The organism is Shinella sp. HZN7, from assembly GCF_001652565.1.
GTDB classification, from domain to species: domain Bacteria; phylum Pseudomonadota; class Alphaproteobacteria; order Rhizobiales; family Rhizobiaceae; genus Shinella; species Shinella granuli.
The window spans coordinates 383132-397249 of record NZ_CP015737.1 but is presented as its reverse complement, the minus strand read 5'-3'; the positions used below and the strand labels follow the sequence as shown (position 1 = coordinate 397249).

Here is a 14118-nt window from a genome sequence, read left to right as displayed (position 1 = left end):
ATGCCCCAGCCAGCAACGAAAGGACGGAATCTCGGCGCGGTTTCCGTTCTCTCGATCCTCACCTGTCTGCTCGTCGCGGCGATCCTCTATTCGGTGACGATCGGGCGCTACGACCTCTCCGTGCGCGATGTCGCCTATATCCTGATCGACAACGTTCATCCCCTGGTCGTTCCCTACTGGGATCCGGTGCACGAAGTCGTGGTCGAGCAGGTACGCCTGCCGCGCATCATGGCCGCCGTCATCATCGGCTTTGGCCTTTCCGTGTCAGGCGCCGCCCTGCAGGGCCTCTTCCGCAATCCGCTCGTCGATCCCGGCGTCATCGGCGTGACGTCGGGCGCGGGTTTCGGCGGCACGCTCGCAATTCTCATGGGATTGCAGGGCTACATCCTGCTGGCCATGGCCTTTCTCTTCGGCATCGGCAGCGTGCTTCTGGTCAAGCTGCTCTCGACCGTCCGCGGCCGGACAAGCATGCTGACACTCGTCCTTGCCGGCGTGGTCATCTCGGCCTTCTTCTCGGCGGCGATCTCCATCGCCAAGCTCCTTGCCGATCCTTTCCAGAAACTGCCCGCCATCACCTACTGGCTGATGGGCAGCATCGCCTCGAGCAACTATCTCGACGTTCTGCTTCTGGTCGCGGCAGTCGGGCCATCCGCGGCCGCGATCTACCTCCTGCGCTTCCAGATCAACATCCTTTCGCTCGGCGAGGAGAAGGCACGGGCGCTCGGAACGAAGGTCGTGCTGGTGCAATGGATCATCCTTGTCGCCTCGGCCCTGATTTCGGCCGGTGTCGTCGCCACATCCGGCATCATCGGCTGGGTGGGCCTGGTCATTCCGCATGTCGGCCGTGCGCTTGTCGGCGCCTCCCACCAGCGCCTGCTGCCGGTCTGCGGCGTTCTGGGCGCCATCTACCTTCTGCTTGTCGACGATCTCGCGCGCACCGTGACGACCGCGGAAATCCCGCTCGGCATCATTACCGCACTGATCGGCGTTCCCGTCTTCGCGGTGATCCTGCGCCGCCTCCATGCCAGGGGAGGCTGGTCCAGTGATTGAGGCAAGCAACCTCACCGTCGAACGTGGCGGCAGAACCATCCTGCAGGATTACAGTATCACGCTCGATCGCGGGCGAACCCTCGCCGTGCTCGGCGCCAACGGCGTCGGCAAGACGACCCTCATCAGCACCCTGATCGGCGTGTTGAAGCCGAGGTCCGGCAGGCTGCGGATCGGCGGGCAGGTCGGTTTCGTGCCGCAGCTCTTCGAGGCACCCTTCTCCTACTCCGCGCTCGACATCGCGCTGATGGGGCGGGCGCGCCACCTTGGCCTTTTCGGTGCGCCGGGGCGGCGAGACTACGAGATCACACGCCATTATCTTGGCCTCCTCGGCATTCACCATCTGGAACCGCAGGCCTTCAATTCGCTGAGCGGCGGCCAGCGGCAACTCGTCATGATCGCCCAGGCGCTGGCGTCGGAGTGCGAATTGCTGGTGCTCGACGAGCCCTGCGCGGCGCTCGACTACAAGAACCAGGACAAGGTCCTTGGGCTCCTCGAACATCTCAGGCAAGCCCATGGAATGACGATCGTCTTCTCGACGCACATGCCCCAGCATGCGGTGGAAATCGCAAGCGACGTGCTGCTGATGACGAGCGGAAGCAGCTATATCTGTGGGCCGGCGGCTGACGCGCTCAGCGCCGGGAACCTCACCGTGCTCTACGATCTGCCGATCGCGCGGGCGGATTTTGCCGGCGTCGGCAAGCACACCTATGCGCCTCTGTTCCGTCATGATGGAGCACACCACGATGCTGGATAAAACCACGACCGGCAAGGGCATTGCCTATGTTCACTGGGGCAATAGCTGGCAGTTGAGAAGCTTCCAGGACTTCAATCACTATATCGACGACCTCGTCTACATCCACGACCTGCCGTCCGTCGACCTTTCGGCCTATGCGGCTGTCATCATGCCGGATGCGATGGACGCGGAGGCGCCGCGGCTCTACGCGCGGCAATTGAACGCCTATCTGCAGGGCGGCGGCTTCCTCATCGTGTGCCTGCAAGGCCATGCCGACTGGCTCGACATTCCGGAACTGACCTGGCAGCCCGGAAACTGCCGCGACTGGCTGTGGTGGACGAAGGGCGAGAAGCTGGAGGTGACGCTTTCCACCCCGCATCACCCGATCACCGAAAGCATGCCGCTCTCGCATATGAGCTGGCATTGGGGCGGCTCCTACAATGTACCGGACGGCGCAAGATCGATCGTCGAGATCGAGGGCGCCGGACGCAGCCTTTTCCTCGACTTCCCATCGCTTGCCGGCGGCGGTCGGCTGATGCTCGCGACGCTGGACCCGCACTCGCACAACGGCCAGCGCTTCATGCCCGCGACGACGCGCTTTCTGCAATCCTTCTACCCCTGGCTCAATCGCGAGCTTGGCATCGAGCGGCCGGCAAGAAACCGCTTCACCTACCTGCAATGCTCGCATGTTCCGTCGGAATGGCGTCCGGACTGGATCGAGGATGGCCTAAGCCGGGCAGGCTTCGAAGTCACCTTCGCGCCGCTCGACCGGCTCGGTCCGGACCTCTTGGAGACAACCGACACGCTCTACATTCCCAGCAGCCATGACGAGGTCTTCCTCAAGCGCCGATCAGCCGATCTCCTGGCGTTTCTGGCAGGCGGCGGCAACCTCATCATCTGCGCGGAGCCCTGCCAGCCCTGGCTCGACTTCATGGCGCCGTTCCACGCCGTTTCGCCGCGGCCGTTCACCAACATCAAGGTCCGCGTGCGCAACGACCGGTTTGGCATCTTCGGTGATCTCGGGGAGGATTTCGACGGTTGGCAGGGCGTCTTCGGCCAGTATGCCCGCGGTTGGACCGACCCGCCTCCCGGGGCGATCTGGCTGACGGACGTAGGCCCGCCAAACGACCCAAAACCGGCGGACTGGATCTGGCGCTATCCGACGACGGCGGGACGCGGTGGGTTCGTCTTCATGCACAATGGCGACAACATGACCCGCTATCCGGACCACGGACCCAAAAAGGAGGCGCTTGTGGCAAACATCGCTGTCGCGCTTCGGCGGCTTTCACTGGGGGAGTTGCTGTTTTAGAGCATTCCGCGGATGGAATGAGCTGCCGGCCGAACGGAACCGCTTTGATCATCGTCGGATCACGAGGATGGCACAAGGTCGAATGCCGAAGGAAGGTTGCGGCGCCAATCGACGCAGGGCTTAAAGGTCAGCCTCTGACAGGAAACATGTCTTCGCCATAGTGGTGAAGTCTCGTGTGATGCCGGCGGCATAACCACCGAACCTTCAAAGGCTCATCATATCGATCGTGATGAGCATCGACCGCTTCCGCCCCGCAAACCTCGCAGGTTTGCTTTGCCAGCTCGCCTGACTTCACCGCTCGCTGCACGGCGAGGTGTGCGTCGTATTTGCCGGGATTGGCACGACGCCAATTTGCTTGGCGGGTATCGGTTTTCAGCATCGCTGCGCTTTCACTCAAGGTTGGCCTGCCGTTCCAGGGTAGCCGATACCATGGCGGCGAGGATGTTGCCTCTCTCCCCACAATAGAGTTGGTCGTCGCGACGTCAACGCTTTGCGTCGTCAAGAGGCAGGCGACAGCACCAAGAGAGGTAAATGCTGCCCTCCTCCTCGTGGATTCGTCGATTCGTGATGTTCGCGCCATCGCGCCGGAACGAGACCGAAGGGATCACCCCTCGGCAGTCTGGCTCAAGTGCAAGGCGCTCTGCTGCGGCACTACTGTCGTGATCAAGCCTGCGGCCACAAGCCTCACCATTACAAGCGTGTTCGCCACAGGAAGCGCGCACCCTGCTCAAGGAGTTCATGCCTCATTGAACGGAATGGAAATGGCGGGGTTTTCGCTTGCGTCGAGGAATTCGCGCACCGTCGGGGGAAGCTGCCGCGAGCCCGGCTGCAGCACGCCGCAGCGGGACAGCAGCTGGCGCCGGTCGGTATCCGTGCCGAGGTGGCGCCAGATGACGCGCGAGGCATAGGGAAGGTTCTGCTTCCGCCAGGAAACACCCATCGTCATGCCCCTCAGATAGATGCGCTGGTGCGTTTCGAAGGGCGTCAGGATCGTCTGCGCGATCATCGGCTCAGGCCCGGTGCTGCGCTCGACGACGAAGATGCGGTTGCGGAGAAACGAGGCGAGGCCGACATATTTCGAGAACTGGCGGATTTCATGCGGCCGGTCCTGGATGCGTTCGATGGATTTCACGCGCACCGCACCTTCGTGCTCGTCCAGCCGGGCACAAGAGCAGACGATCATGCCCGGCCACGAGAGCGAGACGTGATAGGTCTGGTAGTAGCCGAGATGCCGGCGAAGCGACGGCAGGTTGCCGGGAAAGCAGGTATGCAGCACATCCGTGCCGAAGGCCCCGCCGGCCGCGCTCACGAGGCGCAGCTCGAACTGGGCCGGGTCGAGCGAAAAGTCGGCCGGCCTGACGCCGAAGAAGGCCGCGATCCGCGCCAGATTGTGCGGCGAGGGAACCGCCTCGCCGTTCACATAGCGGTTGAACTGCTGGCGGTTGACGCCGAGCTGGCGGCAGATTTCCGACACCGACTTGCGGGTGCTGCAGGCATGCCGGAGATTGATCGGGAAAGACGTCGGCTGCATGGTTCACTCCAGGAAACAAGAGCGTAAAGCAGCGTAAAATCGCGTCAAGTCGTGAAATTCTCACCAGCCCCCATCTTCGCTACGATTTCCTCGAAAGCTCCGGTGGATGTCCGGGGCCGCACAAAATGGGGAACCCACGACATGACGCGCATCTGGAAGCCTGATGTAAATTCCACCGGCGGCCTCAAGCGCCGCGAGTTCCTCGGCGGCGCAGCCGCCCTCGGCGTGCTCGCCGCAACAGCGGCGACCCTTGCATCGGGGCGCGCGCTCGCGCAGGAGCCGAAGCGCGGCGGGCATCTGAAGCTCGGCCTGAAGGGCGGCGCTGCGACGGATACGCTTGATCCGGCAGGCTACAGCGCCGGCGTCGCCTTCGTGACGGGCCGTTGCTGGGGCGATACGCTGGTCGAATCCCATCCCGATACCGGCGTTGCCGTCCCGGCCCTTGCCGAATCCTGGGAAGCCTCCGCCGATGCCGCGACCTGGACCTTCAAGATCCGCAAGGGCGTCACGTTCCACGACGGCAGCCCGATGACCATCGCCGACGTGCTCGCCACGCTGAAGCGGCACTCCGATGCCGGCTCCAAGTCGGGCGCGCTCGGGCTTCTCGGCTCGATCAGGTCCTTCGAGGACAAGGCGGGCGACCTGGTGATCACGCTCGCCGAAGGCAATGCCGACCTGCCGCTGATCCTCTCGGACTACCACCTGATCATCCAGCCGGGCGGCGGCGTGGAAAACCCCAATGCGGCGATCGGCACCGGCCCCTACAAGCTGGTCTCCTTCGAGGCGGGCGTGCGTACGACCTTCGAGAAGAACGCGAACGACTGGCGCTCCGACCGCGGCTTCGTCGACAGCGTCGAGATCATCGTCATGAACGACACGACCGCGCGCATCGCCGCGCTGTCGTCCGGTCAGGTCCACTTCATCAGCGCGGTGGAGCCCAAGACCGTCGAACTCCTGAAGCGCGCGCCGATCGTCGAAATCCTCCAGACCGGCGGCAAGGGCTTCTACAGTTTCCTGATGCATTGCGACACGGCACCGTTCGACAACAACGATCTGCGCCTCGCGCTGAAATACGCCATCGACCGCCAGGAGATCCTCGACCGGGCGCTCAGCGGCTACGGCACGCTCGGCAACGATTATCCGGTCAATGCGGCCTATGCCCTCGCCCCTGACGGTATCGAGCAGCGCGTCTTCGACCCGGACAAGGCCGCCTTCTACTACAAGAAATCCGGCCATTCCGGCCCGGTCCTCCTGCGCACCGCCGAAGCCGCCTTTCCCGGCGCGGTCGATGCCGCCGTGCTCTTCCAGGAGAGCGCCAAGAAGGCCGGCATCGCCATCGACGTCAAGCGCGAGCCGGATGACGGGGAACGTCCAGCCCTTCTCCGCGTCCTACTGGGGCGGTCGCCCGACGCAGGATTCGCGCTATTCCACCTCGTATGTCTCCAATGCCGAATGGAACGACACGCGCTTCAAGCGGCCGGATTTCGACAATCTCGTTCTCCAGGCAAGAGCCGAACTCGACGAAACCAAGCGCCGCGCGCTCTACAAGACCATGGCGCTCATCGTGCGCGACGAGGGCGGCCTGATCCTGCCGGTCTTCAACGACTACCTCAACGCCTGCTCCAAGCAGGTGAAGGGCTATGTCCACGACATCGGCAACGACGTCTCCAACGGCTATGTCGCAAGCCGGGTCTGGCTCGACGCCTGACCTTATGCCTCTATGTCCATGGCCGGGGGATGCAGCGCCGCGCGCTGCATCCCCCGGTCGAACCCGCCTCTCCCGCCAAACGGACGCCCGCCATGCCTCGCCCCTTCACCGTCATCGAAAACCAGTGGATCACGCTTGCCGACGGCACGCGGCTTGCCGCCCGCATCTGGATGCCGGACGGGGCCGACGCAGACCCCGTGCCCGCCGTCTTCGAATTCCTGCCCTACCGCAAGCGTGACGGCACGTGCATGCGCGATGAATCGACCTATCCCGTCTTCGCCGCCGCCGGCATTGCCGGCGTGCGCGTCGATATCCGCGGCTCGGGCGAATCCGGCGGCGTCATCGACGGCGAATATACGCCGCTGGAACTGGCGAATGCCTGCGAGCTCATCGGCTGGATCGCGGCACAGCCCTGGTCGAACGGGTCGGTCGGCATGATGGGCATCTCCTGGGGTGGCTTCAACTGCCTGCAGGTCGCCGCGCTGAAGCCACCGGCGCTGAAGGCGGTCATATCCATCGCCTCAACCGTCGACCGCTACAACGACGACATCCACTACAAGAACGGCACCCACCTTTCCGCCCAGCTCTCCTGGGCCGCCACCATGCTCGCCTACCAGTCCCGCTCGCCCGACCCCGATATCGTCGGCGAACGCTGGAAGGCCATGTGGCTGGAGCGGCTGGAGAACGAACCCTTCTTCATGGAAGAATGGCTGCAGCACCAGCGCCGCGACGCCTTCTGGAAACACGGCTCCATCTGCGAGGATTTCGCCGGCTTCCCCGTACCCGCCCTCATCATCGCCGGCTGGGCGGACGGCTATCGCAGCACGCCGCTCAAGGCCGTCGAGGGCCTTGGCGACAAGGCCAAGGCGCTGATCGGCCCCTGGGTCCACAAATACCCACACTTCGCCTGGCCGAAGCCACGCATGGATTTCCATGCCGAGGCCATCGCCTGGTGGAACCGCTGGCTGCGCGGCGAAGAGAACGGCGCGGAGGCAACGCCGCAGGTGCGCGCCTATATCCAGGACGCCGCCCGCCCGGCGCTGCGCCGCGAGGCCGATCCCGGCTTCTGGATCGCCAAGGATCGCTGGGAGGCGCCCGACATGGCGACCTTCTATGTCGAGCAATATGGCGCGCTGGCGCCCGGCATGCCGATCGCCGGCGCCAGCGGCCACGACCGCTATCTCAAATCGCCGCTCGACACCGGCATCATGGCCGGCGAATGGTTCACGCTGAAGCCGGACGCGGAAATGGCGCTCGACCAGCGCCTCGACGATGCCGGCTCGCTGGTGATCGAGACCGCGCCGCTCGTGGAAGCCCAGGACTTCCTCGGCCAGCCGGTGCTGGAGCTGGACATCGCGACGGACGCCGAAATCGGCAATCTCTGCGCCCGCCTCGTCGATATGCACCCGGACGGCACGGCGACGCGCGTCACCTTCGGCGTGCTCAACCTCGCCCATCGCGACGGCAACGCCGAACCGAAGGCGATGCCCAGGGGAGAGAAGGTCCGCATCCGCCTCGTGCTCGACGCCATGGGCTACCGCTTCCGCTCCGGCCACCGCATCCGCCTGTCGCTCTCGACGTCCTATTGGCCGATGGTGCTGCCGCCGCCGACGGATGCCGGCGTGACGATCGATCTCGCCTCGCTCGGCCTCGCCTTGCCGAAACTCGGCGCACACCGGGTCATCGCGCTCCCCGAGCCGGCCAATCCCGACCCGCTGCCGAAATACACCGAGCTTGCCCCGGCCGAGACCGCCCGTGGCGTCGAGCGCGACCTCACCAACGGCCTCACCGAATACACGATCTACGAGGACACCGGCCTCACCGAGCATCCCGGCACGGGCCTTGCCACCCGGCAGGTGCGCGACGAACTCTGGTCGATCGCCGGGAACGATCCGCTCTCGATGACCGGCACCGCCGTCTGGACCTGCGACATGCAGCGCCCCGGCTGGTTCGTGCGCACCGTCTCGACCGCGACCATCGCCTGCACCGCGACGGACTGGCTGATCTCGGCCAGCATACGCGCCTTCGAGGGCGAGGTGCAGATCTTCGAGAAGACGTTCGAGAAAGCGGTCCCGCGCGACTTCATGTAGAGGGAACGGCCTGTACGGCGCGGAAAAATCCCGCGCGATCCAGGAATTTGCGCGACGGTCCTAAAGCAATTCCGGCAAAAGTGCGAAGCGGTTTTGCGTCCGGAATTGCGTAAAACAAACAGACAGAGCGTTTTCGCGATTCGACGAAAAGCGGAAATGCTCTAATGGAAGTCGCGGGATTTGACGCGGATGGTCTGCACGGCCTCGCGGGTTTCCGGCTGCGCGGCGTCGCCGCGCCGGCCGATGGTGGCGAAGTCGGCGGAGAGATCGGTGAGGTGCTGCACGACGATATGCACCACCTCGCCCTCCCGTTGGATATAGCCTTTGACGCCGATCATCGGCGCGCCCATCACGATGGGGCGATAGGCGAGGAAGACCTTGCGCCAGACGACGAGGTTGGCGATGCCCGTCTCGTCCTCGATCGTCACGAAGATGACGCCCTTGGCCGAGCCCGGCTGCTGGCGGACGAGCACGATGCCGGCCGTCTCGACCTTCTGGCGATCGCGAAGTCGCGTCGCGTCGGCGCAGGAAAGCAGGCGGCGGCGGGCGAGGCCCTCCCGCAGGAAGCTCACCGGATGGGCCCGGAGCGTCAGGCCGACGCGGCCATAATCCTCCACCACCTCGCCGCCCGTCGCCATGGGCCGCAATGCCACCACTGGTTCCGTCAATTCCGGCAGGGCCGCTGCTTCCCGCTCGGCCGCCGCGGAAAACAGCGGCAGCGGCTCGTCCCGCAAACCGCGGATCGCCCATAGCGCCTCGCGGCGGGAGAGCCCGAGCGATGGCCGGAAGGCATCCGCCTCGGCAAGCCGCACCAGCGTGTCGGATGCGAGTTTCGTGCGGCGCCAGAGGTCATCGACCGAGGCAAACGGCGCCTCGCCCCTTGCTGCAAGAAAATCGCCCATCTCCTTGTTGTCGAGGCCCTTGACCATCCGCAGCCCGAGCCGCACGGCAAGCCGTCCCTCCTCGTCCGTCGGCTCCAGCGTGCAATCCCAGCGGCTGGCATTGATGCAGACCGGCCGCACCTCCACCCCGTGCTCGCGCGCATCGCGCACGATCTGTGCCGGGGCGTAGAACCCCATCGGCTGGGAATTGAGCAGGGCGGCGCAGAAGACGTCCGGGTGATGGCATTTCATCCAGGCCGAGGCATAGGCGATGATCGCGAAACTGTAGGCGTGGCTTTCCGGAAAACCGTAGGAGCCGAACCCTTCGAGCTGGCGGCAGATGCGTTCGGCAAATTCGCGGGTATATCCTTCGCCAACCATGCCCTCGGTCAATTCGTCCCGGAACTTGTCCACCCCTCCGGTCTGCTTGAACGTCGCCATGGCGCGGCGCAGCTGATCGGCCCGGCCCGGCTCGAAGCCTGCGCAGTCGATCGCCACCTGCATCGCCTGCTCCTGGAACAGTGGCACGCCGAGGGTCCTTTTCAGCACCTTCTCGAAGGCAGGCTTGGGGTATTCGACACTCTCCAATCCCTGCCGCCGCCGCAGATAGGGATGCACCATGTCGCCCTGGATCGGCCCCGGCCGGACGATCGCCACCTGGATGACGATATCATAAAACTCCTTCGGCTTGAGGCGCGGCAGCATGGACATCTGCGCCCGGCTCTCGATCTGGAAGGTGCCGATCGTGTCGGCCTTGGAGATCATCTCGTAGGTCGCCTCATCGCCCGGGGGGATAGTGGCAAGCGTACGGCTCTCTCCCTTGTGCTCCCGCAGGAAATCGAAGGCGCGGCGCATGCAGGTGAGCATGCCGAGCGCCAGCACGTCGACCTTCATGAAATTCAGGTACTCGATGTCGTCCTTGTCCCATTCGATCACCTGGCGGTCGTCCATCGCCGCCGGCTCGATCGGCACGAGATCGTCCAGCCGGTCGCGCGTCAAGACGAAACCGCCGGGGTGTTGCGAGAGATGACGCGGGGCGTTGATCAACTGGCGGGCAAGCTCGAACAGCAGCCGGATGCGGCGGTCGTCCACATTGAGCCCGGCCGCGTTCGCATGGCTTTGCGGAACGTCGTTGGACCAGCCCCAGACCTGCGAGGACAGTGCCTTCAACACATCCTCCGGCATGCCGAGCGCACGTCCGACATCCCGCATGGCCGCGCGCGAGCGATAGCGGATGACGGTGGCGCAGAGTGCCGCACGATCCTTGCCGTAGGTCTCGTAGATCCACTGGATCACCTCCTCCCGGCGCTCATGCTCGAAATCCACGTCGATATCGGGCGGCTCGCCGCGCTGCTCCGAGACGAAGCGCTCGAAGAGGAGGCTGCCATTCTCCATCGGGTCGATCGCCGTGATCTCAAGGACAAAGCAGACGGCGCTGTTTGCCGCCGATCCCCTGCCCTGGCAGAGGATGGGGACAGGCAGGTTGCGGGCATGGTGGACAATGGAATTCACGGTGAGGAAATATGGCGCGTATTTCATCTTCTCGATAAGCCGCAATTCGTAAACGAGCTTACTGCGCACCTCCTCGGGCACGCCGCCGGGATAGCGCCTGGCCGCTCCCTCCCACGTATATTTCTCCAGCGCCTCCTGCGGCGTGAGGTGCGCATATTCCTTCTCGTCCGGATACTGATACTTCAGCTCGTCCAGCGAGAACCGGCAGCGCTCGACGATCTCCAGCGTCCGCCGCAGCGCCTCCGGGTAACGCGCGAAGAGACGGTGCATTTCCTCCGGGGGCTTGAGGTAGCGGTCGGCGTGGCGTTCGCGCAGGAAGCCGGCATTGTCGATGGCGACGTTGTGACGGATGCAGGTGACGATGTCCTGCAGCATGCGCCGGGCGGGCGCATGGTAGAGCACGTCGTTGGTGACGACGGTGGGCACGCCATGGCGGGCGGCGAGATTGGAGAGGTCGAACAGCCGCAACTGGTCGTTTGGCCGGCGGCGGAGCGTGAGGGCGAGATAGCAGCGCTCCTTGAAATGCTCGCGCAGGCGGCGCAACTGGAAGACGGCGGTCTCGTCCGCCTCGTCGGGCACCAGCACGGCGAGAAGGCCCTCGCTCCATTCGACGACGTCGGACCAGTCGAGATGGCACCTGCCCTTGCCGGCCCTCTTCTTGCCGACGGTGAGCAGGCGGCAGAGACGGCCATAGGCGGCGCGGTCGGTCGGATAGACGAGCAGCGACATGCCATCGACAAGGTCGAGCCGGCAGCCGACCACCAGCCGCACCGACGGGGCATCCTCCGGAAGCTCCCGCGACGCCTTGAAGGCCTGGACGACGCCGGCAAGGCTGTTGCGATCGACGACGGCAAGGGCCTCGATGCCAAGGGCGCTCGCCTGCGCGAACAGGTCCGCACAGCTGCTCGCCCCGCGCAGGAACGAGAAATGGGACGTCACCTGAAGCTCGGCGTAGCGCGGTTTCATGCGAAAATCCCGTGCAGGAACCAGCGGCCGGCCCCGCTTGCCGCCTGCTCTTCATTGCCGGAACGGAAGAGCCAGAAGCGTTCCCCCTCGGCGTCCTCGACCTGGAAATAATCCCGCACGGCCGCCAGCTCGGCATCGCGCTTCCACCATTCGCCGAAGATACGCTCCGGCCCATCGGCCCGCTTGACCAGCCGTCGCACGCCGCGCCAGGTGAAGGAGGCGGGCGGATGATCCGGCAGGAGGGCCATGACCTCGACCGGCTCCGGCCGGGCCAGGAGACGGGCGGGACGCGGCCAGCGGCTTGGCCAGGTCGTGCCCGTCTCGGGCGAAAGCGGCGGAATGCGGCGGAAGGAGCGCTCCGGCACGTCGCTTTCGACCGGGGCGATGCGATAGAGGCGCGCGGCACCGATGCGGTTGACGATCACGTCGACGAGACCGGCAAGGTCCGCTTCCTCCGCCTCGATCAGGGAGGAGGCGGCCTGCTGCAGGACGAGCGGTTCGGCCAGCGTCGCGGTCAGGTCCATGATCTCGATGCCGAAGCCGGGATCGATCGTCTCGATGCGGTCCGTCAGGAGCCGGATGAGCTGTCTTTCGTCGCGCGCAGGCCGCGCCGTGCCGATGCGGATCGCCTGCAGGGAATTGTCGACACGGTGGAAGAGGAGATCGAGCCGGCGGGCGCCGAGGCCGCGTTTTTCCAGCGCCGCGCAGAGATCGTGCACGAGGCCGGCCGTGTAGCGCGCGATGGTCTCGGGGGCCCCGATCGGCTCGCCGAAAACCTTGCGGACCGTGACGAGCTCCGGGTCGCGCAGCGGATCGACGGGTTCGGAAATCCTGCCCTGGAGCTGGGCGAGCCGGCGGCCGAGAAGCGGGCCGAAGCGCAGGACGAGCGGTGCGCGCGGCACGGCCAGCACATCGCCGATCGTGGAGAAGCCGAGCACATGAAGGCCCGTCACGGTTTCCGGCGGTATCCGCAATCCCGCGACCGGCAGGGGCGACACGGCCTCGCCGGCCTTGCCCGGCGGGAGGACGCATACGGGATCGGCAAGGAAGCGGGCGGCGGCATGGGCCGCGCCCCAGCTGTCGGCGATGGCGGCACGGGCAAAGATGCCGGAGGCGGAAAGACGGTTGACGAGGCCGGTCAGCATGCGCGCCTCGCCGCCGTGCAGGTGATCGGCACCGGTCGTGTCGATGACGAGGCCATCGGGCGGGTCCGGGGCGACGATGGGCGCATAGTGCTGCAGGGCCCAGAGCGCGAGGCGGCCGAGGGCGGCGGCATCGGCCGCGGGGGCGGCGGGCATGGTGAGGACGCCCGGCAGCAGCGCATGGGCCTTGGTGAGCGGCATGCCGACGCGCAGGCCCGCCTGCTCGGCCGGCCGGCTCACCGCCGTCAGGATGCGACGCGCGCCGTCGCGGCCGACGAGCACGAGCCGGCTATCCGGCGGCGGCGCCGATGCGCCGAGCGCCCGCCGCAGGCGATCGATCGGCCAGCCGGGAAGAAAAAGCGATACGACCCTCGGCATCGGTGGCCTCCACGTCAAAGTCCGCCGCCTCGCCGGCCCGGCAGCGGGCCAGTTCCAGCAGCCATTGCGCCCGGCCGACACCCGGCACGGGAAGGGGAACGGAGGGCCGCACAGAGACCCGCCAGCGCGTCACCGCGGCAGAGGGCTGCGCAAGGGCATCCGCCTCCTTGCGGTGACGGAAACGGCGCAGGGCAAGGCCGAGCGTGCCGCCGGCCTCCGCGGCGAGCTGCAGGCGGCGCGAGGCGGTCGTCGACAGGCGCGCCACCTCGGCGACGACGGCGCCGAGCCCGCCATGGCGCAGCCCCTCCTCGAAACAGAGCAGCAGGCTCTTCTCGTCGGCCGCCTCCACATAGAGGACGCGGCCGGGCGCAAGCCCCGCCTGCGCCAGCGCCGGCGCGAAAAGATCGGGCCGCGTGAGGCACCAGAGCACCTGCCCCCTGGTGCGCGCGGCGATGCCGGCGGCAAAGAGCATGGCGGCGCTGGCCTCGACGGCATCGTTGCCGCCGCCGCAGATCTCGTGCAGGCTGGCCAGCGCCAGCCCGCCGCCCGGCAGCCGCTCGTCGATCTCCGGCACGCCGAAGGGCAGCACCGCCCGGTCGCGCTGGGCGCGGCCGTCGAACTGCCGGATGCGGTCGCGCAGATCGGCGACAACGGCATGCACGGAGGCGGACATCGGCTTGGCGGACTCCCTATTGAAAGACAGTATGTTCTTTATTTGTTCTCAAATTCCGCAAGAGTCAATCGCCCGGTCGCGTCGGAAAGATCACAGTTTGAATCATCGGCGGGAACCAAGTGGCGCGGCGAAAGTTCTCCTTTCG

General features: G+C 65.9%; 9 protein-coding genes and 1 pseudogene. 5 read left to right on the top strand and 5 right to left on the bottom strand.

Features of this window, described 5'->3' with window-relative positions:
- From shn_RS24185 to shn_RS24175, 3 genes are read left to right on the top strand one after another with little or no spacing between them, the layout of a single operon-like run.
- Positions 1 to 1050 carry an iron ABC transporter permease gene (locus tag shn_RS24185; RefSeq protein ID WP_064333061.1) on the top strand — a complete coding sequence of 350 codons (1050 nt, stop codon included), beginning with the start codon at positions 1 to 3 and terminating at the stop codon, positions 1048 to 1050.
- Complete coding sequence (locus tag shn_RS24180; RefSeq protein WP_064333060.1) at positions 1043 to 1804, top strand: ABC transporter ATP-binding protein; 762 nt, start codon at positions 1043 to 1045, stop codon at positions 1802 to 1804. Before shn_RS24185 ends, shn_RS24180 begins: the two co-directional genes overlap by 8 nt.
- Positions 1794 to 3092, top strand: coding sequence for a hypothetical protein (locus shn_RS24175; RefSeq protein WP_064333059.1), 1299 nt, complete (start codon positions 1794 to 1796; stop codon positions 3090 to 3092). The genes shn_RS24180 and shn_RS24175 overlap by 11 nt, the downstream gene beginning before the upstream one ends.
- A gap of 127 nt (positions 3093 to 3219) precedes the next feature.
- Here the strand turns inward: shn_RS24175 and shn_RS35200 are convergent, their stop codons facing one another.
- Positions 3220 to 3471 carry a hypothetical protein gene (locus shn_RS35200; protein ID WP_084438418.1) on the bottom strand — a complete coding sequence of 84 codons (252 nt, stop codon included), beginning with the start codon at positions 3469 to 3471 and terminating at the stop codon, positions 3220 to 3222.
- A gap of 357 nt (positions 3472 to 3828) precedes the next feature.
- On the bottom strand, positions 3829 to 4623 hold the full coding sequence (locus shn_RS24170; RefSeq protein WP_064333058.1) for a helix-turn-helix transcriptional regulator: 795 nt from the start codon (positions 4621 to 4623) through the stop codon (positions 3829 to 3831).
- A 141-nt stretch (positions 4624 to 4764) separates the two neighbouring features.
- Here shn_RS24170 and shn_RS35195 point away from each other — a divergent pair.
- Together shn_RS35195 and shn_RS24165 are read left to right on the top strand one after the other, a co-directional pair.
- A pseudogene (locus shn_RS35195) lies at positions 4765 to 6331 on the top strand (ABC transporter substrate-binding protein).
- Between the two features lie 92 nt (positions 6332 to 6423).
- Positions 6424 to 8421, top strand: a complete 1998-nt coding sequence (locus tag shn_RS24165) for a CocE/NonD family hydrolase (RefSeq protein WP_064333286.1) — start codon at positions 6424 to 6426, stop codon at positions 8419 to 8421.
- 161 nt (positions 8422 to 8582) lie between these two features.
- Here shn_RS24165 and shn_RS24160 read toward each other — a convergent pair whose 3' ends face one another.
- Genes shn_RS24160 through shn_RS24150 form a run of 3 tightly spaced genes read right to left on the bottom strand, consistent with a single transcriptional unit; the run spans position 8583 to position 13973 of the window.
- Positions 8583 to 11780 carry an error-prone DNA polymerase gene (locus shn_RS24160; protein WP_064333057.1) on the bottom strand — a complete coding sequence of 1066 codons (3198 nt, stop codon included), beginning with the start codon at positions 11778 to 11780 and terminating at the stop codon, positions 8583 to 8585.
- Positions 11777 to 13300 carry a DUF6504 family protein gene (locus tag shn_RS24155; RefSeq protein ID WP_064333056.1) on the bottom strand — a complete coding sequence of 508 codons (1524 nt, stop codon included), beginning with the start codon at positions 13298 to 13300 and terminating at the stop codon, positions 11777 to 11779. Before shn_RS24155 ends, shn_RS24160 begins: the two co-directional genes overlap by 4 nt.
- Positions 13212 to 13973: an ImuA family protein gene (locus tag shn_RS24150; protein WP_064333055.1), complete on the bottom strand. Its 762-nt coding sequence runs from the start codon at positions 13971 to 13973 to the stop codon at positions 13212 to 13214. Before shn_RS24150 ends, shn_RS24155 begins: the two co-directional genes overlap by 89 nt.
- Positions 13974 to 14118 lie beyond the last annotated feature (145 nt).

Coding starts and splice junctions, on each gene's coding strand:
- shn_RS24175 (WP_064333059.1), top strand. CDS start 1,794: ATGCTGGATAAAACCACGACCGGCAAGGGCATTGCCTATGTTCACTGG.
- shn_RS24160 (WP_064333057.1), bottom strand. CDS start 11,780: ATGAAACCGCGCTACGCCGAGCTTCAGGTGACGTCCCATTTCTCGTTC.
- shn_RS24155 (WP_064333056.1), bottom strand. CDS start 13,300: ATGCCGAGGGTCGTATCGCTTTTTCTTCCCGGCTGGCCGATCGATCGC.
- shn_RS24150 (WP_064333055.1), bottom strand. CDS start 13,973: ATGTCCGCCTCCGTGCATGCCGTTGTCGCCGATCTGCGCGACCGCATC.
- shn_RS24170 (WP_064333058.1), bottom strand. CDS start 4,623: ATGCAGCCGACGTCTTTCCCGATCAATCTCCGGCATGCCTGCAGCACC.
- shn_RS24165 (WP_064333286.1), top strand. CDS start 6,424: ATGCCTCGCCCCTTCACCGTCATCGAAAACCAGTGGATCACGCTTGCC.
- shn_RS24185 (WP_064333061.1), top strand. CDS start 1: ATGCCCCAGCCAGCAACGAAAGGACGGAATCTCGGCGCGGTTTCCGTT.
- shn_RS35200 (WP_084438418.1), bottom strand. CDS start 3,471: ATGCTGAAAACCGATACCCGCCAAGCAAATTGGCGTCGTGCCAATCCC.